Origin of the sequence: Klebsiella sp. KPN54798, assembly GCF_021184225.1 — a bacterium.
GTDB classification, from domain to species: domain Bacteria; phylum Pseudomonadota; class Gammaproteobacteria; order Enterobacterales; family Enterobacteriaceae; genus Klebsiella; species Klebsiella pneumoniae.
Window position 1 is genome coordinate 1,289,801 of sequence record NZ_CP089234.1, and the last position, 21,115, is coordinate 1,310,915.

Annotated in this window: 27 protein-coding genes and 2 pseudogenes; 17 read left to right on the plus strand and 12 right to left on the minus strand. The window is 56.4% G+C overall.

Translation table 11 applies throughout. From position 1 onward, the window contains the following. Positions 1-49 precede the first annotated feature (49 nt). The 6 genes from hisS (at position 50) to LPQ25_RS06355 (ending at position 6,225) form a co-directional block, all read left to right on the plus strand. On the plus strand, positions 50-1,324 hold the full coding sequence (gene hisS, locus LPQ25_RS06330) for a histidine--tRNA ligase (protein ID WP_004149335.1): 1,275 nt from the start codon (positions 50-52) through the stop codon (positions 1,322-1,324). Between the two features lie 34 nt (positions 1,325-1,358). Further along, entirely contained in the window at positions 1,359-1,979 is a 621-nt protein-coding gene (locus LPQ25_RS06335) for a YfgM family protein (RefSeq protein WP_002913890.1), read from the plus strand. A gap of 10 nt (positions 1,980-1,989) precedes the next feature. Continuing rightward, positions 1,990-3,168 carry an outer membrane protein assembly factor BamB gene (gene bamB / locus LPQ25_RS06340; protein ID WP_002913889.1) on the plus strand — a complete coding sequence of 393 codons (1,179 nt, stop codon included), beginning with the start codon at positions 1,990-1,992 and terminating at the stop codon, positions 3,166-3,168. A 113-nt stretch (positions 3,169-3,281) separates the two neighbouring features. Beyond that, the gene (der, locus tag LPQ25_RS06345) at positions 3,282-4,760 is read left to right on the plus strand and encodes a ribosome biogenesis GTPase Der (RefSeq protein WP_004144309.1); all 1,479 of its coding nucleotides are present in this window, start codon (positions 3,282-3,284) and stop codon (positions 4,758-4,760) included. Positions 4,761-4,877: 117 nt separating this feature from the next. After that, positions 4,878-5,957 carry a Gfo/Idh/MocA family oxidoreductase gene (locus tag LPQ25_RS06350; protein ID WP_014907120.1) on the plus strand — a complete coding sequence of 360 codons (1,080 nt, stop codon included), beginning with the start codon at positions 4,878-4,880 and terminating at the stop codon, positions 5,955-5,957. Between the two features lie 49 nt (positions 5,958-6,006). Next, complete coding sequence (locus LPQ25_RS06355) at positions 6,007-6,225, plus strand: zinc ribbon domain-containing protein (protein WP_004144303.1); 219 nt, start codon at positions 6,007-6,009, stop codon at positions 6,223-6,225. Here the strand turns inward: LPQ25_RS06355 and xseA are convergent. Next, on the minus strand, positions 6,209-7,600 hold the full coding sequence (gene xseA, locus LPQ25_RS06360; RefSeq protein ID WP_004149333.1) for an exodeoxyribonuclease VII large subunit: 1,392 nt from the start codon (positions 7,598-7,600) through the stop codon (positions 6,209-6,211). The two genes, LPQ25_RS06355 and xseA, sit on opposite strands and share 17 nt — an antisense overlap. Positions 7,601-7,758: 158 nt before the next feature. On the opposite strand from xseA, the gene guaB reads away from it, so the two are divergent. From guaB to LPQ25_RS06375, 3 genes are all read left to right on the plus strand, one after another. Further along, positions 7,759-9,225: an IMP dehydrogenase gene (gene guaB, locus LPQ25_RS06365; RefSeq protein WP_004151980.1), complete on the plus strand. Its 1,467-nt coding sequence runs from the start codon at positions 7,759-7,761 to the stop codon at positions 9,223-9,225. Positions 9,226-9,292: 67 nt separating this feature from the next. Continuing rightward, positions 9,293-10,870: a glutamine-hydrolyzing GMP synthase gene (gene guaA / locus LPQ25_RS06370; protein WP_004151979.1), complete on the plus strand. Its 1,578-nt coding sequence runs from the start codon at positions 9,293-9,295 to the stop codon at positions 10,868-10,870. A 191-nt stretch (positions 10,871-11,061) separates the two neighbouring features. Beyond that, complete coding sequence (locus LPQ25_RS06375) at positions 11,062-12,312, plus strand: tyrosine-type recombinase/integrase (protein WP_060184358.1); 1,251 nt, start codon at positions 11,062-11,064, stop codon at positions 12,310-12,312. A 16-nt stretch (positions 12,313-12,328) separates the two neighbouring features. Here LPQ25_RS06375 and LPQ25_RS06380 read toward each other — a convergent pair whose 3' ends face one another. From LPQ25_RS06380 to LPQ25_RS06430, 11 genes are all read right to left on the minus strand, one after another. Then, the gene (locus LPQ25_RS06380) at positions 12,329-12,520 is read right to left on the minus strand and encodes a hypothetical protein (RefSeq protein ID WP_004200579.1); all 192 of its coding nucleotides are present in this window, start codon (positions 12,518-12,520) and stop codon (positions 12,329-12,331) included. Further along, positions 12,517-13,110 carry an MT-A70 family methyltransferase gene (locus tag LPQ25_RS06385; protein WP_048336803.1) on the minus strand — a complete coding sequence of 198 codons (594 nt, stop codon included), beginning with the start codon at positions 13,108-13,110 and terminating at the stop codon, positions 12,517-12,519. The genes LPQ25_RS06380 and LPQ25_RS06385 overlap by 4 nt, the downstream gene beginning before the upstream one ends. Beyond that, positions 13,107-13,265, minus strand: a complete 159-nt coding sequence (locus LPQ25_RS06390) for a DUF1317 family protein (RefSeq protein ID WP_004144296.1) — start codon at positions 13,263-13,265, stop codon at positions 13,107-13,109. Before LPQ25_RS06390 ends, LPQ25_RS06385 begins: the two co-directional genes overlap by 4 nt. Next, positions 13,258-13,551, minus strand: a complete 294-nt coding sequence (locus LPQ25_RS06395; protein ID WP_023339275.1) for a PerC family transcriptional regulator — start codon at positions 13,549-13,551, stop codon at positions 13,258-13,260. The genes LPQ25_RS06390 and LPQ25_RS06395 overlap by 8 nt, the downstream gene beginning before the upstream one ends. A gap of 109 nt (positions 13,552-13,660) precedes the next feature. Further along, positions 13,661-13,909, minus strand: a complete 249-nt coding sequence (locus LPQ25_RS06400) for a helix-turn-helix transcriptional regulator (protein ID WP_004144294.1) — start codon at positions 13,907-13,909, stop codon at positions 13,661-13,663. Between the two features lie 46 nt (positions 13,910-13,955). Continuing rightward, complete coding sequence (locus tag LPQ25_RS06405) at positions 13,956-14,837, minus strand: RecT family recombinase (RefSeq protein WP_048336802.1); 882 nt, start codon at positions 14,835-14,837, stop codon at positions 13,956-13,958. Beyond that, on the minus strand, positions 14,834-15,655 hold the full coding sequence (locus tag LPQ25_RS06410; RefSeq protein WP_048336801.1) for a PD-(D/E)XK nuclease-like domain-containing protein: 822 nt from the start codon (positions 15,653-15,655) through the stop codon (positions 14,834-14,836). Before LPQ25_RS06410 ends, LPQ25_RS06405 begins: the two co-directional genes overlap by 4 nt. Further along, positions 15,655-15,909 (minus strand): hypothetical protein, encoded by a 255-nt coding sequence (locus tag LPQ25_RS06415; RefSeq protein WP_053065704.1) that lies wholly within the window; start codon positions 15,907-15,909, stop codon positions 15,655-15,657. Before LPQ25_RS06415 ends, LPQ25_RS06410 begins: the two co-directional genes overlap by 1 nt. Next, positions 15,906-16,205, minus strand: a complete 300-nt coding sequence (locus LPQ25_RS06420) for a hypothetical protein (protein WP_004164029.1) — start codon at positions 16,203-16,205, stop codon at positions 15,906-15,908. The genes LPQ25_RS06415 and LPQ25_RS06420 overlap by 4 nt, the downstream gene beginning before the upstream one ends. Then, positions 16,202-16,351, minus strand: a complete 150-nt coding sequence (locus tag LPQ25_RS06425; RefSeq protein WP_004164037.1) for a hypothetical protein — start codon at positions 16,349-16,351, stop codon at positions 16,202-16,204. Before LPQ25_RS06425 ends, LPQ25_RS06420 begins: the two co-directional genes overlap by 4 nt. A 220-nt stretch (positions 16,352-16,571) precedes the next feature. Continuing rightward, entirely contained in the window at positions 16,572-17,153 is a 582-nt protein-coding gene (locus LPQ25_RS06430; RefSeq protein WP_048336800.1) for a helix-turn-helix domain-containing protein, read from the minus strand. A 153-nt stretch (positions 17,154-17,306) separates the two neighbouring features. Between LPQ25_RS06430 and LPQ25_RS06435 the strand changes: the two genes are divergently transcribed. The 8 genes and pseudogenes from LPQ25_RS06435 (at position 17,307) to LPQ25_RS06465 (ending at position 21,102) form a co-directional block, all read left to right on the plus strand. Next, positions 17,307-17,540, plus strand: a complete 234-nt coding sequence (locus LPQ25_RS06435) for a hypothetical protein (protein ID WP_004152538.1) — start codon at positions 17,307-17,309, stop codon at positions 17,538-17,540. Between the two features lie 146 nt (positions 17,541-17,686). Continuing rightward, positions 17,687-17,890 (plus strand): hypothetical protein, encoded by a 204-nt coding sequence (locus LPQ25_RS06440; RefSeq protein WP_004197431.1) that lies wholly within the window; start codon positions 17,687-17,689, stop codon positions 17,888-17,890. Further along, positions 17,887-18,596: pseudogene (locus LPQ25_RS06445) on the plus strand (metallophosphoesterase). Before LPQ25_RS06440 ends, LPQ25_RS06445 begins: the two are co-directional and overlap by 4 nt. Then, positions 18,547-19,305 (plus strand): annotated as a pseudogene (locus LPQ25_RS27270) (DNA replication domain protein). Before LPQ25_RS06445 ends, LPQ25_RS27270 begins: the two co-directional pseudogenes overlap by 50 nt. Positions 19,306-19,430: 125 nt before the next feature. After that, entirely contained in the window at positions 19,431-19,775 is a 345-nt protein-coding gene (locus tag LPQ25_RS06455; RefSeq protein ID WP_048336798.1) for a DUF1064 domain-containing protein, read from the plus strand. A 61-nt stretch (positions 19,776-19,836) separates the two neighbouring features. After that, entirely contained in the window at positions 19,837-19,971 is a 135-nt protein-coding gene (locus tag LPQ25_RS27210) for a hypothetical protein (RefSeq protein WP_254913182.1), read from the plus strand. Continuing rightward, positions 19,968-20,429, plus strand: a complete 462-nt coding sequence (locus LPQ25_RS06460) for a hypothetical protein (protein WP_053065703.1) — start codon at positions 19,968-19,970, stop codon at positions 20,427-20,429. Before LPQ25_RS27210 ends, LPQ25_RS06460 begins: the two co-directional genes overlap by 4 nt. Then, a complete protein-coding gene (locus LPQ25_RS06465; protein WP_071888830.1) occupies positions 20,422-21,102 on the plus strand; it encodes a DNA cytosine methyltransferase in 681 nt (226 codons plus the stop codon). Before LPQ25_RS06460 ends, LPQ25_RS06465 begins: the two co-directional genes overlap by 8 nt. Positions 21,103-21,115: the final 13 nt, after the last annotated feature.

Here is a 21,115-nt window from a genome sequence, read left to right on the forward strand (position 1 = left end):
CGGGCGCGAGGCGCCGGGGTTCATTTTTGTATATATAAAGAGAATAAACGTGGCAAAGAACATTCAAGCCATCCGTGGCATGAACGATTATCTGCCGGGCGAAACCGCTCTCTGGCAGCGCATTGAAGGCTCACTGAAGCAGGTGCTCGGTAGCTACGGTTACAGCGAAATCCGTTTGCCGATTGTAGAGCAGACCCCGTTATTCAAACGCGCGATCGGCGAAGTGACCGACGTGGTTGAAAAAGAGATGTATACCTTCGAAGACCGCAATGGCGACAGCCTGACGCTGCGTCCGGAAGGGACGGCGGGCTGCGTACGTGCCGGCATCGAACATGGTCTGCTGTACAATCAAGAACAGCGTCTGTGGTACGTCGGGCCAATGTTCCGTCACGAGCGCCCGCAGAAAGGTCGCTACCGCCAGTTCCATCAGATCGGCGCCGAAGTGTTTGGCCTGCAGGGCCCGGACATCGACGCGGAGCTGATTATGCTGACCGCGCGCTGGTGGCGTGAGCTGGGCATCTCCGAGCACGTCAGCCTGGAGCTGAACTCCATCGGTTCGCTGGAAGCACGCGCCAACTACCGCGACGCGCTGGTGGCATACCTGGAGCAGTTTACCGATAAACTGGATGAAGACAGTAAACGCCGGATGTATACCAACCCGCTGCGGGTGCTGGACTCCAAAAACCCGGACGTTCAGGCGCTGCTCAACGACGCGCCGGCGCTCGGCGATTATCTTGACGAAGAGTCGAAAGCCCACTTTGCCGGCCTGTGCGCGCTGCTTGACGATGCCGGGATCCGCTACACCGTCAACCAGCGCCTGGTGCGCGGCCTTGATTACTATAACCGCACCGTGTTCGAGTGGGTGACCACCAGCCTTGGTTCCCAGGGCACCGTCTGCGCCGGCGGTCGTTACGACGGCCTGGTTGAGCAGCTGGGCGGTCGCGCTACCCCGGGCGTGGGTTTTGCCATGGGGCTGGAACGTCTTGTTTTACTGGTCCAGGCAGTGAATCCGGAATTTAAAGCCGATCCTGTTGTCGATATATACCTGGTAGCCTCCGGGACCGATACTCAGTCTGCTGCAATGCGTCTGGCTGAGCAGGTTCGCGATGCGCTGCCCGGCGTGAAGCTGATGACCAACCACGGCGGCGGCAACTTTAAGAAGCAGTTCGCCCGCGCTGACAAGTGGGGGGCGCGCGTCGCGCTGGTGGTCGGTGAATCAGAGATTGCTGACGGAAACGTGGTAGTGAAGGATTTACGCTCAGGTGAGCAAACTACCGTAACGCAGGAGAGCGTTGCCGCGCATTTGCGCACACTTCTGGGTTAATCTCCCGGGAATTATTAGTCAGGAGAAGGACTGCGTGGAAACTTTTAACAACGAGAACGATCAGGTCGATGCGCTGAAGCGTTTCTTTGCCGAAAACGGCAAAGCGCTGGCGGTCGGGGTGATTTTAGGGATTGGCGCGCTGGTTGGCTGGCGCTACTGGACCTCCCATCAGCAGGATACCGCCAGAGACGCGTCGCTGGCTTACGAGAAGGCGACTTCCGCGCTGAAATCGAATACGCCAGAAGTGCTGTCAGGGGCAGAGAAATTCGCGGCTGACAATAAAAATACCTACGGCGCCTTCGCCTCTCTCGAGCTGGCACAGCATTTTGTTGAACAGAACGATCTGCCGAACGCTGAAAAGCAGCTGCAGCAGGGGCTGGCGGCCGCATCTGATGATAATCTGAAATCGGTTATCAGTATGCGTCTGGCCCGCGTTCAGCTGCAAATGAAACAGGCTGATGCGGCGCTGAAAACCCTCGACAGCATCAAAGGTGAGGGCTGGACCGCCATTGTGGCCGATTTGCGCGGCGAAATTCTGTTGAGCAAAGGCGATAAGCAAGGGGCCCGTGCGGCGTGGGAAGCTGGCGTGAAAAGCGATGCTTCTCCTGCGCTCAGCGAAATGATGCGTATGAAAATGAATAATTTGTCCATCTGAGAGGGACTCGATGCAATTGCGTAAATTACTGTTGCCAGGGCTGCTTTCCGTTACCTTGCTGAGCGGGTGTTCGCTGTTTAATAGCGAAGAAGATGTGGTGAAAATGTCACCGCTGCCGACGGTAGAAAACCAGTTTACGCCGTCCACGTCCTGGAGCACCTCGGTTGGCGATGGTATCGGCGAATTTTACTCTAACCTTCATCCGGCCTTTGCCGACGGCGTAGTGTATGCTGCTGACCGTAAAGGCACCGTCAAAGCGCTGAACGCCGACGACGGCAAAGAGGTGTGGTCGGTGAATCTGGCGGAGAAAGATGGTTGGTTCTCGCGCACGCCAGCGCTGCTTTCTGGCGGGGTGACCGTCTCTGGCGGCCATGTTTATATCGGCAGCGAGAAAGCGCAGCTGTATGCGCTGAATACCAGCGATGGTACCGTGGCCTGGCAAACCCGTGTCGCCGGCGAGGCGCTGTCGCGTCCGGTGGTGAGCGATGGCATGGTGCTGGTGCATACCAGCAACGGCCAGCTGCAGGCGCTAAACGAGACCGATGGGGCCGTGAAGTGGACCGTTAACCTCGATATGCCGGCGCTCTCCCTGCGCGGCGAGTCTGCGCCTGCGACCGCCTACGGCGCGGCGATCGTCGGCGGCGACAACGGCCGCGTCAGTGCAGTATTGATGCAGCAGGGGCAGATGATTTGGCAGCAGCGTATTTCTACGGCCACCGGCCCGACGGAAATTGACCGCCTGAACGACGTCGACACGACGCCGATCATCGTTAACGGTGTGGTTTATGCGCTGGCTTATAACGGCAACCTGACCGCGCTGGACCTGCGTAGCGGCCAGATTATGTGGAAACGCGAGCTGGGTTCGGTGAATGATTTCATCGTCGATGGTAACCGTATCTACCTGGTTGACCAGAACGATCGCCTGCTGGCACTGACCACCGACGGCGGTGTAACCCTGTGGACGCAAAGCGATCTGCTGCACCGTTTGCTGACCGCGCCGGTGTTGTATAATGGCAATCTGGTCGTCGGCGATAGCGAAGGCTACATGCACTGGGTTAATCCGGAAGATGGCCATTTTGTGGCGCAGCAGAAAGTGGACAGCTCCGGCTTCCTGACCGACCCGGTGGTTGCCGATGGTCGACTGCTGATCCAGGCGAAAGACGGTACGCTGTACGCGATTACGCGTTAATTACCGCTGTCGTGAGTGATTAAGAAACGGCCCCTGGCAGACAGGGGCCGTTTTGACTTTTTTAAAAACGTCGTTAAGACGATGTTGCTTAGTGATTGTATGAGGCATTTAACATGATACCTGTGGTCGCGCTTGTCGGGCGCCCTAACGTTGGAAAATCCACGCTCTTTAACCGCCTGACGCGCACTCGTGATGCGCTGGTTGCGGATTTCCCGGGGCTGACTCGTGACCGTAAGTACGGTCGGGCCGAAGTCGAAGGCCGCGAATTCATCTGTATCGATACCGGTGGTATTGATGGTACGGAAGAGGGCGTGGAAACCCGGATGGCGGAGCAGTCGCTGCTGGCAATCGAAGAGGCCGATGTGGTGCTGTTTATGGTCGATGCGCGCGCGGGCCTGATGCCGGCGGACATCGCGATCGCTAAACACCTGCGCTCTCGTGAAAAGCCCACCTTCCTGGTGGCTAACAAAACCGACGGCATCGACGTCGACCAGGCGATGGCGGACTTCTGGTCGCTCGGCCTGGGCGATATCTATCCGATTGCCGCTTCGCACGGCCGCGGCGTGACCAGCCTGCTGGAGCAGGCCCTGCTGCCATGGGTAGATGAGGTTAATCCGCAGGAAGAGGTGGATGAAGATGCCGAATACTGGGCGAAATTCGAAGCCGAGCAGAATGGCGAAGCGGAAGAAGAGCCGGAAGACGACTTCAATCCGCAGGATCTGCCGATCAAGCTGGCGATTGTCGGGCGTCCTAATGTCGGTAAATCAACCCTCACCAATCGCATCCTCGGTGAAGATCGCGTGGTGGTCTACGATATGCCGGGCACCACCCGTGACAGCATTTATATCCCGATGCAGCGTGACGAGCGCGAATACGTGCTCATCGATACCGCTGGGGTGCGCAAGCGCGGGAAAATCACCGACGTCGTGGAAAAGTTCTCGGTGATCAAAACGCTGCAGGCGATTGAAGACGCCAACGTCGTGCTGCTGGTGATCGATGCTCGCGAAGGGATCTCCGACCAGGACCTCTCGCTGCTGGGCTTTATTCTTAACAGCGGCCGTTCGCTGGTGATCGTCGTTAACAAGTGGGATGGCCTGAGTCAGGAAGTGAAGGAGCAGGTGAAGGAGACCCTCGACTATCGTCTGGGCTTTATCGACTTTGCCCGGGTGCACTTCATCTCCGCCCTGCACGGCAGCGGCGTCGGCAACCTGTTTGAATCGGTACGCGAAGCCTACGACAGCGCTACGCGCCGCGTAAGCACCGCGATGCTGACCCGGATCATGAACATGGCGGCGGAAGATCATCAGCCACCGCTGGTGCGTGGCCGTCGCGTGAAGCTGAAATACGCCCACGCCGGGGGCTACAACCCGCCTATCGTGGTGATCCACGGTAACCAGGTCAAGGATCTGCCGGATTCCTACAAGCGCTATCTGATGAACTACTTCCGTAAATCCCTGGACGTGATGGGCACGCCAATCCGTATCCAGTTCAAGGAAGGGGAAAACCCGTTCGCTAACAAGCGTAACACCCTGACGCCGAACCAGATGCGTAAACGTAAGCGCTTGATCAAGCACATCAAGAAAAGCAAATAATCATTAAACCCGCTTCGGCGGGTTTTTTGTGGCCGCCATGCCGGTAAATGTCAAAACCTTCCGCCATAATCCCGCGATACTTCGCCGGGAACAGAGCGGCTCAAAGGTGGACTTACTATGCAGATTGGTTTTATCGGCCTCGGCGCGGTGGTGGAAACCGCCTATTTACCGGCGCTGCGTCGCCTGGGGGACGTCATCGACCGCTGCCAGGGCTATGACCTGGACTGCAGCAGAGCGCTGCCGGGGATCCAGCGCTGTAGTTCGCTGTCGGCGCTGCTGGCAGAACCCCTGGATACGCTCTTCATTACCACCTCATCACTTCAGCATCTGCCCGTACTGGAGAGGGCGTTAGCCAGCGGCATTTCCCGCATCGTGGTGGAAAAGCCGATCGTGGCCAACCTTGAGCAGGCCGCCCGGCTGCGGGCGCTGCTGGCGCCGACTGAGCAGGCCGCGCGGGTGCTGGCTCTTGACCACTGGATGGCGCGAGGCGTTGCGCTGAACGCTCCTGGCCCGCTGTGGCGGGCGGAAAGGGAGGCCAGCGGCCTGCCTCCGCCGCACCTGTCAGCGCAGGATATCGTCTGGATCGAAGGTTATTTGCAGGAGCCAAGCGGCTTTAACAGCGCTGGTGAGCCGGTCGCACTCAATTTTGCCACCGGGGAGCTGGATACCCGGCAGCTGCGTCACCCTGATGGGGTGATCCTCGATATCGGCACCCATGTCCTGGCGATGCTCCGCGAAACCCTGCACGCCAGCGGAGGCGATACGGCGCTGAGCCTTTCCCTTCGGGTGGCGAAAGACCGCCTCGGCCATGACATTGCTCCTGGGGATACGAGCACTGCCGAGGGGGAGGCGCATCTGCAGGGAACCCTGGGCACTATCCCGCTCAATATCTGGCTCAACAAATACGCGGGTCCCGCGGGCGGGCAAAAGGGAATGCGGATAGGACTGCGGGACGGGCGAATAATTACCCTCGATCGCGCCCCTGAGGGCGAAGTGGTGACGCTACAGGACGGCGAGCGGGTGCAGCGCTGGACCCGGCCCGGGGCGATCTATACGCACTGTCTTGATGAGCAGATCCTCGGCGCGGATAATCTGTTTATCCGGGCGCCGGACAGCGTGGCCGGGCTAACGCAGCGTAGGCTTGAGGAAGTGGAATGGCTGCTCAGGTTGCAGCAGCAATTACGCGGCCCGCATTAAACCCGGAACATGATAAAATAGGTGCAGATAAACGTTGAAAGGAATGGTTATGGAACTTGATTGCCCTCTGTGCCACGCGCCGTTAGATGTCAAAGGCAGTAGCGCGCATTGCGCCCAGTGCGAAAGGGTATTTACCCTTGAGGCCCGCTGCCCGGAATGCCACCAGCCGCTGGAGGTGCTGAAGGCGTGCGGCGCGGTGGATTACTTTTGCCAGCATGGGCATGGCCTTATCTCGAAAAAACGGGTGGAATTTATTCCGCTGGTTTAGTGGGCGAAGGCTTTCTGGCCCGCGTTTTTTTCACCGGCGCGATCTGCTTCACTTCGCTTTCGACCCAGCCGTCTTTCAGGCGGGTGGTGAGCAGATCGCCGGTTTTGACCTGTTTTGTCTGCTTCAGCACCGTACCGTCGCTCACCGAGGTGACGCTGTAGCCCCGCGCCAGGGTGGCTAAGGGGCTCACCGCCTCCAGATGGGTCACCGCGTTGCCAAACCGTTCACGCCGCTCGCTGAGGCGGCCACGCATAATTTCCGCCAGCCGGTATTCCAGCTGCTGGATCCGCGACTGCGCGCGGTGGATCCGCGGCTGCGGGTTGTAGTGATTCAGACGCTGAACGGTGCGCTTTTGCCGCTGTTCTGCGCGCTTAAGCTGTGACTCCACGGCGATACGCATCCGCTGGCGCAGGCGTTCCAGGGCGGTCTGCTGGCGGGCCAAGCGCAGCTGTGGATGCTGTTGCTGCAGGCGATGGAACAGCTGGGTAAAACGGCGCTGGCGACTGGCGAGGAAATAGTCCATCGCCATTTCCAGCCGCTGCTGTCCGGACTGCAGCTGGCGCAGCAGCTCCTGCTGGTTGCGGCTGACGATTTCCGCGGCGGCTGAGGGAGTCGGTGCCCGCAGGTCGGCAACAAAATCAGCGATCGTGACGTCGGTTTCATGGCCGACGGCGCTGACGATAGGGATCTGGCTGGCGAAAATAGCCCGCGCCACCCGCTCATCGTTAAAACTCCACAGATCCTCCAGCGAACCGCCGCCGCGTCCGACAATCAGTACGTCACACTCCTGGCGCGCGTTGGCCAGCGCGATGGCGCGCACAATCTGCCCGGGGGCGTCGTCACCCTGGACCGCGGTTGGGTAGATGATCACCGGCAGCCCGGGATCGCGGCGCCTGAGGACATGGAGAATATCGTGCAGCGCGGCACCGGTTTTCGAGGTGATGACGCCGACGCAGTGGGCGGGAGAGGGGAGCGCCTGCTTATGTTTTTGCTCGAACAGTCCTTCCGCCGTTAACTGCGCTTTCAGCTGCTCATACTTCTGCTGCAGCAACCCTTCGCCGGCGGGCTGCATGCTTTCGACGATAATCTGGTAGTCGCCGCGCGGCTCATACAGCGTGATGTTGGCGCGAACCAGCACCTGCTGCCCGTGCTGCGGGCGGAACGTGACCCGGCGGTTGCTGTTGCGGAACATCGCGCAGCGCACCTGGGCGTTATCGTCTTTTAAGGTGAAGTACCAGTGGCCGGAGGAGGGCTGGCTGAAGTTAGAGATCTCGCCGCTGATCCAAACCTGGCCCATTTCGCGCTCAAGCAGCAGACGCACCGTCTGATTGAGGCGGCTTACGGTAAAAATTGCGGGGGATTGAGAGGGTAACATGTGAGCAAGATCAAACTTTAAATCAGCAGGTTATTCAGTCGATAGTAACGCGCTCAGAGGGGATGGCAAGTATTATTTGCAAAAAAGGGTAGATGCAATCGGTTACGCTCTGTATAATGCCACGGCAATATTTATCCACCCTGGTCGAGATATTGCCCATGCTACGTATCGCTAAAGAAGCCCTGACGTTTGACGACGTCCTCCTCGTTCCCGCTCATTCTACCGTTCTGCCGAATACTGCCGATCTCAGCACTCAGCTGACGAAAACCATTCGTCTGAATATTCCTATGCTCTCCGCAGCCATGGATACCGTAACGGAAGCGCGTCTGGCTATTGCCCTGGCACAGGAAGGCGGCATCGGCTTTATTCACAAAAACATGTCCATCGAGCGCCAGGCTGAAGAAGTTCGTCGCGTGAAGAAACATGAGTCCGGCGTGGTCACCGACCCGCAGACCGTTCTGCCAACCACCACCCTGCGTGAAGTGAAAGAGCTGACCGAGCGCAACGGTTTCGCCGGCTACCCGGTGGTTACCGAAGAAAACGAGCTGGTCGGCATCATCACCGGCCGCGACGTGCGTTTCGTCACCGATTTGAACCAGCCGGTCAGCGTCTACATGACGCCGAAAGAGCGTCTGGTCACCGTTCGTGAAGGCGAAAGCCGTGAAGTGGTCTTCGCTAAGATGCACGAAAAACGCGTCGAGAAAGCGCTGGTCGTGGATGAGAGCTTCCACCTGCGCGGCATGATCACCGTCAAAGACTTCCAGAAAGCAGAACGTAAACCGAACGCCTGTAAAGATGAGCAGGGCCGTCTGCGCGTAGGCGCGGCGGTCGGCGCCGGTGCCGGCAACGAAGAGCGCGTAGACGCGTTGGTAGCGGCAGGCGTTGACGTTCTGCTGATCGACTCCTCGCACGGTCACTCAGAAGGCGTTCTGCAGCGTATCCGTGAAACGCGCGCGAAATATCCTGACCTGCAGATCATCGGCGGCAACGTCGCCACTGGCGCAGGCGCGCGCGCGCTGGCGGAAGCCGGCTGCAGCGCGGTGAAAGTGGGCATCGGCCCGGGCTCCATCTGTACTACCCGTATCGTCACCGGCGTGGGTGTGCCGCAGATCACCGCTGTTTCCGACGCGGTGGAAGCGCTGGAAGGGACCGGTATTCCGGTTATCGCTGACGGCGGTATCCGTTTCTCCGGCGATATCGCCAAAGCGATCGCCGCCGGTGCGGCGGCGGTGATGGTTGGCTCCATGCTGGCGGGTACCGAAGAGTCCCCGGGTGAAATCGAACTCTATCAGGGTCGCTCTTACAAATCCTACCGCGGGATGGGCTCCCTTGGCGCGATGTCCAAAGGCTCCTCTGATCGCTATTTCCAGAGCGATAACGCCGCTGACAAACTGGTGCCGGAAGGTATCGAAGGCCGCGTGGCCTATAAAGGCCGCCTGAAAGAGATCATTCACCAGCAGATGGGCGGTCTGCGTTCCTGTATGGGTCTGACCGGCTGTGGTACCATTGATCTGCTGCGTACCAAAGCTGAATTCGTACGCATCAGCGGTGCGGGCATTCAGGAAAGCCACGTTCACGACGTGACCATCACCAAAGAGTCCCCGAACTACCGTCTGGGCTCCTGATTTCTTCGCCCGACCTTGCGTCGGGCGATTTATTTACTCTGTTTCACTTGCCTCGGAATTAGCGTCAATGACGGAAAACATTCATAAACATCGCATCCTCATCCTCGACTTCGGGTCTCAGTATACTCAGCTGGTGGCGCGTCGCGTGCGTGAGCTGGGCGTCTACTGTGAGCTGTGGGCATGGGATGTCACGGAAGCACAGATCCGCGAATTTAATCCAAGCGGCATCATTCTTTCCGGCGGCCCGGAAAGCACCACCGAAGAGAACAGCCCGCGCGCGCCGCAGTATGTGTTCGAAGCCGGCGTGCCGGTATTTGGCGTCTGCTACGGCATGCAGACCATGGCGATGCAGCTGGGCGGCCATGTAGAAGGTTCTAACGAGCGTGAGTTTGGTTACGCGCAGGTTGAAGTGGTTAACGACAGCGCGCTGGTGCGCGGTATCGAAGATTCCCTGACCGCAGACGGCAAACCGCTGCTGGACGTGTGGATGAGCCACGGCGACAAAGTGACCGCCATCCCAGCGGACTTCGTAACCGTCGCCAGCACCGACAACTGCCCGTTCGCCATTATGGCCAACGAAGAAAAACGCTTCTACGGCGTGCAGTTCCACCCGGAAGTGACCCACACCCGTCAGGGGATGCGTATGCTGGAGCGCTTCGTGCGCGACATCTGCCAGTGCGAAGCGCTGTGGACCCCGGCGAAAATCATTGACGACGCCGTTGAGCGTATCCGTCAGCAGGTTGGCGACGACAAAGTGATCCTCGGCCTCTCCGGCGGTGTGGACTCTTCGGTGACCGCGATGCTGCTGCACCGCGCTATCGGCAAAAACCTGACCTGCGTATTCGTGGACAACGGTCTGCTGCGCCTGAACGAAGCACAGCAGGTGATGGAGATGTTCGGCGACCACTTTGGCCTGAACATTGTTCACGTTGAAGGCGAGCAGCGTTTCCTCGACGCGCTGGCGGGTGAAAGCGATCCGGAAGCGAAGCGTAAAATTATCGGTCGCGTTTTCGTGGAAGTGTTCGACGAAGAAGCGCTGAAGCTGGACGACGTCAAATGGCTAGCGCAGGGTACCATCTACCCTGACGTTATCGAGTCTGCCGCTTCCGCCACCGGTAAAGCGCACGTCATCAAATCTCACCACAACGTGGGCGGCCTGCCGAAAGAGATGAAGATGGGCCTGGTTGAGCCGCTGCGTGAGCTGTTCAAAGACGAAGTGCGTAAGATCGGCCTGGAACTGGGCCTGCCGTACGACATGCTCTACCGTCACCCGTTCCCGGGCCCCGGCCTTGGCGTGCGCGTGCTGGGCGAAGTGAAGAAAGAGTACTGCGACCTGCTGCGTCGTGCGGACGCTATCTTCATCGAAGAGCTGCACAAAGCTGACCTGTATAACAAAGTCAGCCAGGCGTTCACTGTGTTCCTGCCGGTTCGTTCCGTCGGCGTGATGGGCGATGGCCGTAAATACGACTGGGTGGTTTCCCTGCGTGCGGTGGAAACCATCGACTTCATGACCGCGCACTGGGCACACCTGCCGTATGATTTCCTCGGCCGCGTCTCCAACCGTATCATCAATGAAGTGAACGGTATCTCCCGCGTGGTGTATGACATCAGCGGCAAGCCGCCAGCAACGATCGAGTGGGAATGATTAACGGCTACCTTATAGCTAATCATATCTACTCAAATTGAAATGCAACCCTCTGTTTTTACAGAGGGTTTTTCTTTATATCACTTCAAAACTATTCACTCTATCTCACATTTTTTGACGGTATACCTGACGGTATTACCATTACGGTATACTCTCGTACCGTCAGACAAATGATGCATCACGGGTGAAATGTGCTTACCGATACCAAACTAAAAAACCTGAAACCGCAGGGCAAAATGTACAAGGTCTCAGATCGCGACGGTCTGTATGTAGCCGTGCTGATCTCAGGCACCATCTCGTTTCGTTACGATTACCGCATCAACGGCCGCCGGGAGACGCTGGTTATCGGTCAGTATGGTCGTGACGGTATCACACTGGCTGAAGCCAGGGATGAGCTGATAGCCGCTAAAAAACTGCTGAACGCAGGCCAGTCGCCGGCTGCAGCGAAGCGTGACGGTATCAAGCGGATCCGCGGCGCCGAAACATTTACGGTACATACCGACGCCTACATGAAACATGTGGTCCTGGCTGACAGCACGCGGGCTATGAAGCAATCAGTAATCGACCGGGATATTTTGCCTGTTCTCGGAAACAAAATGATGTCCGAGATAACGACCCCTATGGTGCGTGATCTTTGCGATCGCATAGTCGAGCGCGGCGGACGTGCGACGGCGGTGCAGGCGCGTGAAATCATCAGCAGCGTTTACCGGTACGCCAATGACCGCGGGCACGGGTTATTCAACCCGGCCGCAGATATCAAACCTTCAGCGATCGCCATGTTTAAACCGCGTGACCGTTGCCTGCAGCCTGAAGAAATCGGCGTGCTGTTCAGGTCGCTCGATACCGTCAGCACTTTGCCAACCTTAAAGCTGGCTGTGAAGCTCATCCTGATCACGATGGTGCGCAAAACCGAGTTCATCATGGCGACGTGGAAAGAGGTGGATTTCAGCAAAGGAACCTGGACGATCCCATCTGACAGGATGAAGGGGAGCCGGTCGCACGTCATCTACCTGCCGCCTCAGGCGCAGGATCTGATGATAGGCCTGCAGATGTGCGCCGGCGGGAGTGATTATCTGTTGCCAGGTCGCTACAGCACCAGTAAGCCGCTATCCAATGCCGCTCTGAACTCAGTCATCGATCGCGCGGTTGCTGCGGCAGCGGATGCCGGGGAGAGCCTGCAACCTCTCACGGTGCACGACCTGCGGCGCACAGCGAGCACGCTTTTGCATGAAGCGGGATTCCCGTCAGACTGGATAGAGAAGGCGCTTGCGCATGAACAGAAGGGCGTGAGGGCGGTTTACAACAAGGCCGAGTATTCCCGGCAGCGGGCCTACATGCTGCAGCAGTGGGCAAATATGGTTGATGCATGGATAAACGGGGAGCATTACGACCTGGTGCCGTTCTCCCCGTCTGCATTTGAAAAGTGGATGAATGAACAATAGTCCGCCCGGAGGCGGCTCATTGTGTCGCCTGCGAAGAATTCTCAAAGAGACCGCGCAGGAACTTAACCATCGCGTTTGCAGAATCCCGCTGCTCACGGTAGCGCGCCGCTTCTCGCTGCAGGTGAAGGATCTCACCATTCCTCTGGTTGATAATGGCGCGCGCCTCTTCGAGTTGTCGTATCAGCGAGGCCTCTTCGGCAATGTTCATGCGGCCTCCGTCTTCACTACCGGCACTGCGCAGCCTGGCAGCAACTCAACCGCCGGCGCCGTGCACTGATTCCCCCATACGTCGAAACCGTGAGACGACTGGCGGGCGAAGAGTTCAATACGCGGGACATCGCCAAGCAGCTGCACCAGTTTCTCGCGGATAACGTCCGGTTTGCGCGAGTTCTCCAGGCGCGGCGCCGTGACATGCTGGCAGATTGAGGCATCCATGCGGGCCGGTAGTTTCCCGCGCACGGCAAACAGGCAGTCTTCGCTGTTCGCCCGGGTCATATGGCCCATGCCGATCGCACTGTTCCCTTTATGCTTGTTCGTCTTGTGCCAGGTGAATCCCTTCATGGTCATCAGACGGAATCCCCAGGCCTCCATGACTTTCAGCGCCTCTACCGGCTGAGTCGGTACCCACCACATAGCCAGAAGGCAATCTTCGGCGGCGAGTTCCCATACTGGCAGCCGGCAGATATCCAGAACATTCATCACTGGATACTTGAAACCGGCGCCGCGCTCGCCGTCTGCTGCTTTGTCACGGTAAACCCAGGGAGGGTCAGCGTAGATAAGAGTGTATTTCCCCGTCATGCTACCCCCTTCTTGCTATTCAGTTGCTCCGCCACGCGCTGAGCCTTCAATGGGTTTCTGATAACCTGGCCGCCAGGCGCCAGCCAGCCACGGCGCACGGACGAATAAACCAGCGTGATACTGCCTACGCGAATGCTGTCGTGTGGGTTAGTCATAAATCACCCCGGCGGTGGCGCAGATCCCGGCATAGCATCCCTGGCGAAGCCGATTCCCGCGGCCAATGCACTGATCGCGGCGTATAGCGATACGGGCCCGCTCAACCTCGCCAGTGGCCGCATCCATACACTCAAGCCAGAGGCGAGCGGCCAGGCGGTACTGGCCTTTTTTCTCGCGAGCAATAGCGCGCTGCTCGATCTCCATTGCCGCCGGCGTTACGGCGACAAGAGGGGGCGCTTTGCGCTGAGAGACATAATCCGCGTGGTATTTTTCCATCCGATTCATCGTATCCAACCCTCTCGAAAAATGACCGCCAGCAGGAACAGCCAGGCGGATACGGCGGCCAGGTACAGAAACCATCCTGACCACCTTTCCCAGTACCTCGCCAGCGACGTCACGCCGCGTTACCAACCGGGCGAAATACTCGCTGCTCAACCGGAGGCTTTTTCCCAGCAAACTCCGTTGTGCCATTCTGCTGACGTTCATCCAGCCAGCGCTCGATCTCTTCGCTGTTCCAGGCACAGCGCTTGTCTGTGATCCAGAAACGCTTAGGGAACTCCCCGTTTTTCTCCATGCGGTCGATAGTGCTCATCGATACAGGCACCACCGCCAGCAGTTCCTTTTTGCCTAATGCACCTTTCATCGTTACCTCTCTTTTTTCAGTGCGGCGCCGGGCGCCGCGGTGGTGATTACATCGGGATTTGATTCAGCTCTTCGCGGCGGATGCTGTAGACGTCGGTAGCTTTAGCCAGACGCTCATCATCGTTAGCGAGCTTTTTGGCAACGTATTTGTAAGCGTTGTCCAGGTCCTTCAGCGTGTTGTAGTTCATCGCCGCGTCAGTGAAAGCGCACAGAATTTCTTCTGGATCGCGGTCGTCGCTGCTCTTTGGTTTTTCTTCAGCCAACTGTTCAGGCTTGGTGTTGATCAGCTTGTTCATGCCGGATGCAGTCGCTGGTGTTGGCGTAATATCGCGCTCAACACGCGGTGCTGCCTCCTGCAATTCGTCAGGGGTGTAGACGCCAAGGAGAACATCAGGGGCGTGTAGGCGTGCCCAGCGCTTAACGCACAGGTAAGCCAGCTGCTGACGCGGATCCTGCTCCCAGAGAGGGGAGTTGCGCACGCCGGCTTGAGCCATGCTGATGGTCAGGGTGCGAGGCTCAGATTCGCCTTTAAGGGTTGCCCACACTGTCACTGTCAGGCTCGGAGATTTGTCGGTTTTCCCGCTTACCTTTGACCAGTCGCCATCCCATTTGTAGTTCAGGCGAGTGGCCAGAAGGTTTGAGGAAGAGACAACCGCATTAACCAGTTGTGCTTCATAGCCAAGCGTGCCGTTAACCACATGCGTTTTCTGCGCCACCGCGAACGGGTTCATTCCCCACTGCGCCGCCTGCATAGTCACCGCCAGGCAGTCAGCTGGCTTTCCAGCCAGGTGCGCAGGAACGGTGGCTTTGCTGTCAGCCATCAGGGTGGCAAATCGCACTAGGCGATCCATCCCTTCCGGGCTGAAGATTGCCGCGGCGGTGCCGACGGTAGCGCCAGGCTGAGAAGTGATTGCGATATCGTTGCTCATACGTACATATCCTGTTTACGTGCCCACTCAGGGCGTTTAATAACTTCAAATCCACCCCAGTCTCCGGTTTCTCGGCACTGGTGATAGGTATTCAGATCCCGGCGGTAGAGCGCATGCCCTGTATCCACGTCCTGCGCATCCAGTTCGAACACCCGTACCGGGTAGCGGCCGCAGTCAATGGTTTTGCTCACTGCCAGGAAGAAGAATCCATGCGGATCGCCGGTGGTTTGCTGCGCGCCTTCGCGGTACATCGCGTCCTGTACGTGGTACCGGAATTCCTCAATGTGGCGTGAGAAACGCTCCATATCGGCAACCTTCTTCACGTCCAACAGGACAGGGTGATTCTTCAGGCGCTTGTCCGGGCGTATGCGGCACAGCTCGCCAGTCTCCGGATCTGTCCAGTAGTGGGAGGCTTCGCAGAATCCTTCCGCCTCAAGCAGCCAGCGCGCTGCCGGGTGTGCCATTGCGCTGTCACGCATCAGCTTCAACTGACGATCCTGCTCCGCCTCCATAATTGTTTTCCCGCTCCCCTCGCAATCCTTCATGAAAGCCGCTTCATCAGCTTTCCCCTGGTTTGTTCGGCGGTTAAAGGGTGGCGCCACGATGAAGCGCTTATCAAACTCTTCCGGCTCCAGAAGCAGGCAGTGCAGGGCTGTCCCCATATCCAGAGCTTTCAGCTTTTCGGTATCGACCGGTGCTGATTTCTGCCACTGCAGAAGGGCCGGGCTCAACGCCACCATATCCAGCTGCGACTTACTCACGCCGTCGCCGGCGTGGTAGTCCTCGTTGCTGATGTCGAAGTAAATTCCTGGTGTCATCACTCCTCCCGAGCCTTCAGCATCTCGTCTGCCATTCCATATGCCCATCCAGGAATCGCGTCATCGGGCTCATGTGCTGCTATCATTGCTTGCATAGCCTTGGCTGCGAAGTAATCGCGGAGAGTCATTCCGGCGAGTGCTTTTGCTGATTCGGCAATGTATTTAGCTTCATTGTCACCGGCCACCTGCATTGCTATCCGATGCGCGGCACCATCGGAAACCGGGAAGGCTGGTCCACCTGTTTGTTTGCTCATGCCGCGTTCCTCGCCGTATCCAGCTGGTCAGCCAGATCCCACTTGGCAATGATGCCGGTGAGTTCCCGCTGATACGCGGCCAGGCATTCTTCAAACTCAGAGCTCATCATCAGCTCTTCCAGGATCTCGCTGCGCACGCCTTTGCGCTCCAGTTCGTAGAATGGCTTTTGCAGCTGATGGAACTTGATCGCGTCGATAAGCTCGACGTGGCGCTCGTACAGCATCTGGTTAAGCTGGTAGTCGCCGTCGATGTTGTTCATGATTTTTTTCAGGTTGTTAATCTGCTGAATGTTCACTTGCTCACCCCCATACCCATTTCCGTTTTTGCTGCCAGTTTGCTGACGAATGCCCAGCTGATTGCTTCCGGCAGCGTGCGAAACTTCCAGCTCATCAGCCCGCATGCCGTAACGCAGTACCAGCCGTTAATGATTTGCCATTGCATACACACCTCACTATTACCATTTGGTAAATATCAGGGGTATGAGAAAACCACACGTTGGTGGATTTCTGGTAATTCAACGCCCTGCTGTTACCGTTAAGGTAATAATCTGATCAATTTATGGTTGTGTCAATAGATTTGATGAGGAAAAGTTTACCATTTTGGTAAGTGCATGAGGCGCGGGGAGTTATCCCACTGGCAGGAGTAACAGGTAGGTTAGAGGTTACTGGTTCTGGCTGACGATGAACTTGATGAAGGCGGCGATCTTGTTTTTCTCTTCCTGCGGCAGCCCGGCGTATTCATGGTGGTCATAGTCAATCAGACCAGCATTTCCAGGCGGCAGGATCAGCTCATATGCATCGCGGCCGAACGCCCTGGCGATAGCCGACAGTACGCCAATGCTGGTGGAGCCTTCGCAGTTCAGGATGCGATTTACGGTCGCCTGGCCGATGCCGGCCGCTTCCGAAACCTTTTTCTCTGAGTTCAGATCCGAATGCTGACCCATCCATACACCCAGGGTAAACGCTGCCTGTTTTTCCACACTCCATTCCTGCGGGTCGATAATCTCCGGCAGCGTCGGGGTATCTGACAGATGGTCGATATCCAGCCAGAACCGACCTTTCCCGGCGAACGACTCGATCTCGCGTGCCGCGTTAGCGCCGATATTTTTTGTTCCCTTGCTCCACCTGTTAACGAGGTTAGCTGATTTTTTGATTCTCTCGGCAAACCGGAGTTGCGTGTTATCGAAATCCTTCCGGATTATCTCGTTGAGGTTGTCGCGCCTTATGTCGTAGATGCTTTTCATTTCTATTTTTTTGGCCTGAAATTGTTACCTAACTGATTAAATTTAATAGAATATTACCATAAAGGTAAACTTACCAAAAAGGTAACAGTCATTGATTTTTACACCAGATTGGTAATAATCAGGCTGTCTAAAGTTAGTCCGGGACTAAAAAATATGAGCGATGTGCAAAAATTTGACTTCAAACGCTGCTGGCTCGACCTCTCGCCGGCTGAGCGAGAAGAGTTCGCAAGTGACGCCGGCACGACCAGCCACTACATTCAGGTTCACCTGACTGGCCGTAGAAGAATTCCACGTAAGCCTCTGTTAGAAAGACTGTTTAAAGCCTGCAAATCCCGTAAGTGGATCTCCGCAAAATCCGACCTGGTCCTCTGGTTCCACGAACGTTAATCCTCAAAACTCACCCGCGCCGCCACCCCCAGGCGGCTCCTGCCTTTCCCTGAATACCAATCTGGTAATAATTATCCAAATACGGTTGATCTTTTTTTGGCTTGCTGCAAAATTATCGTAATCGCAATCGGAATGAGGTTACGAAGATGAAGATTATTACCAGGACTGAAGCAGCTACCAGTGGCCTGAAGCGGTACTACACCGGGAAATCGTGTAAGCATGGCCATGATAGCGAACGTTGGGTGCATAACGGTCACTGCGTGCAGTGCACTATGGAAACAAACAAACGCCGCCAGGCTGAGATAAAACGCCTCATGCTGCAGGCCGGCAGTTCTACGGTGGCAGCATGAAAATCTATCAGCGTATAAATGGCGAAGAATGGCGCCGGGTTTTGGTTTGCGGTGACCTGCATGGCTGCTACACCAACCTGATGAGCAGTCTAGATAAAGCAGGTTTCGACCCGGTGCAGGATCTGCTGGTTTCTGTCGGAGACCTGATCGACCGTGGGCAGGAAAGCTTCGAGTGCCTGGACTTGATAAATCAGCCATGGTTCCGGGCAGTACGCGGAAACCATGAGCAGATGATGCTGGATGCCATAACCGGCACTGGTAGCTTTGGGCACTGGATGTCAAATGGTGGAGGATGGTGGCACAGTCTGGACTACGAGCAGGATATGCGCCTGAAATCCCTGCTACCCAAGGTCGCAGAGTTGCCGCTCATCATCGAGGTGGAGAAGGGCGGTAAGAAGTTTGTCATCTGCCATGCAGACTATCCTCACGACGAATATGAGTACGGTAAGCCGGTAGATTCACAGCAAGCTATCTGGAGTCGTGAGCGAATCAGTTTATCCATTGATGGCTTTAGCTCCAGTATTTCTGGGCTGACTTATTCATTTTCGGACACACTCCAGCGCTTCAGCCAATGCGTAACAAAAACCAGCTCTACATCGATACTGGTGCTGTTTTTAACGGTAATTTGACCCTTTATGAATTATCCGGGGTGAATAATGGCCGGCGACTGGATCAAGATGCGTGCAGACCTTCACACACATCCTAAAGTTGTCCGCATGGCGTCCGCATTGAAAGCGGACAGACTTCGGATAGTTGGCGGACTACATTCCGCATGGTGTCTTTTTGATGTCCATTCTGTTGATGGTTTTCTTGACGGTTACAGCCCTGAGACGCTCGATGACCTCATCGGATTTCCAGGATTTGCCCGGGCGATGATGGCCGTTGGATGGCTTGAAGAAGATGGCGAAAGCCTAGTAATGCCGCGCTTTGAAGCCCATAACGGTCAGTCTGCGAAGCGCCGCGCACAGGACGCTGACAGGAAAAGAGTTAAGAGAAATGTCGTCAAAATGTCCGCTTCTGATGCGGACGAAATGCGGACCAGAGAAGAGAAGAGAAGAGAAGAAGTAAAAGATAAGATCCCCCTAACCCCCAAGGGGGAGGGAGCCAAAAAAATCTTATCCGTATCCTGAACAGCTCAATGCCGAAGCCTGGGATGAGTGGAAGGCCTACAGGTCAGAAATGCGGTTTAAAGCCTATGCGCCAACTGAACGGAGCGAGGGGCAGCAATCACCGAACTGATTAACCTGTCTGGTGGCAACCACACAAGGCAGATGCAGATTGTGAAGCAGAGCATGGCGAAGGGTTGGAAAGGGCTGTTCGAGCTGAAAGGCGGCTCTGGGCAGCGAGATGTGAACACCATATCCAGGCCGGATACCGAGATCCCGCCGGGATTCCGGGGAGGCCCGGCACCCTGACAGCCAGCGCAGCGCGGAAGCGCGTTTTTTTACGCCTTAATGTTTACCAAAAAGGTAATAAAATATGCGCAAGACTATTGATATTGATCCGTTTATGGTTATAAATTACCAATAAGGTAAAAATCATGCGAAAGACACTACAGGCACTTGGCCGGCTTAAAGCTGGCCAGATGAACAAAACCGAAACGGCGTATGCGCAAGAGCTTGAACTGCGTAGGCGCTACGGGGAAATCGCCTGGTACCGGTTCGAAGGCATCAAGCTGCGTCTGGCTGACAACACGTTCTACACGCCTGACTTCGCAGTGATGCTGGCAAACGGCCAGATGGAATTGCATGAGGTGAAAGGGTTCTGGACTGACGATGCCAGGGTGAAAACCAAAGTCGCCGCCGACCAGTACCCATTCCGGATCATCGGAGTAACGAAGCTCCCGGCAAAAGCCGGCGGCGGGTGGAAGGTCGAAGAGTTCTAAAACAACGATCTTCATTGATATCAATTGAATCAATAAGTTAAACGGGTAAGCGGGGGTAAGTATGGATTTTGATTTCGTGAATTACAGCCGGCGGTCACTGCTGCTGTTCGTGATGGTGGCAAACATCATTGGGTGGGTGGCAATCATCGCCGTCCTGTATGTGGCTTATCTGGCGATCGAGTGGGTGGCGGCATGAACATCGAAACAGTAAACGAGCTCATCGCTTCCCTGGAGAGCGCAGGCGAGCTGTCGATCAGAGAGCAGAAGTTCCTGAAGCTGGCGAAAGCGTTTAAGCAGCTGGCTGAGGAGAATGCGGCGCTGAAAAGTAGCAGAGCAATTCTTGCCGAAAACGCGCTTGAAACCTGCAACGAGGTTTATACAGCCGGATTTCGCAACACAGCATTACACGATGGGCTGATGGAGAGCACAGGTAATCGTAACAAATACCCGAATCCAATTAGAACTCTCGTCGATGAGGCTAAGCGGAATATCGAAACCCCCGCCACCGATCGCATCGTAGCCGGGATTAAGGCTGAAGGTGCAGAGGCCTGCGTTAGAGCGCTAGTGACTTCGGATGATGACGACTTCACCGACGCGCCGAACATCTGCGCAATGGTGGCGTATCAGCTGCGCGACGGAGGTAACGGTGAATGAGTTGGCTCTTTTCGCAGGCGCTGGCGGAGGAATACTCGGCGGACACCTCCTTGGCTGGCGAACAGTTTGCGCAGTTGAACGTGATGCCTACGCCGCACAAGTTCTCGCGCAACGACAAAACGATGGAATTCTCCAGCCTTTCCCGATTTGGTCTGACGTGTGCAGTTTTGACGGAAAGCCATGGAGAGGAATTGTTGACATCGTATCTGGCGGATTTCCATGCCAGGCATTTAGCAAAGCATCAAGAGGAAGAATTACTGCAAAAAGCATGTGGCCAGAAATGCGTCGAATCGTTAGTGAAGTTAAGCCAGGTCTTGTCTTTGCAGAAAACGTCACTAAAGACGCTATCACCATCGCCGCAACCGACCTCATTGCAATGGGTTACAAAACCAGGGCGGTTCAACTTTCCGCGAAAGACATGGGTGCTGACCACATACGGGAAAGATTTTGGCTACTTGCATACACCGACCACGAAAGCGAATTACTCGGCAGAGTCAATGCAGAAGTGGGAATCAGCAAGAAATTTCACCATAGCGTTTGGGATACCTACTCCCCAGAATCAATCTTGGTTGATGGGGTTCCCTTTAGGGTGGATAGGTACAGAGCCATTGGAAATGCACAAGTTCCAATCGTGGCTGCAACTGCATTCTGCCTTCTCGCAAATAACATCTAATCAGGAGCGTGCA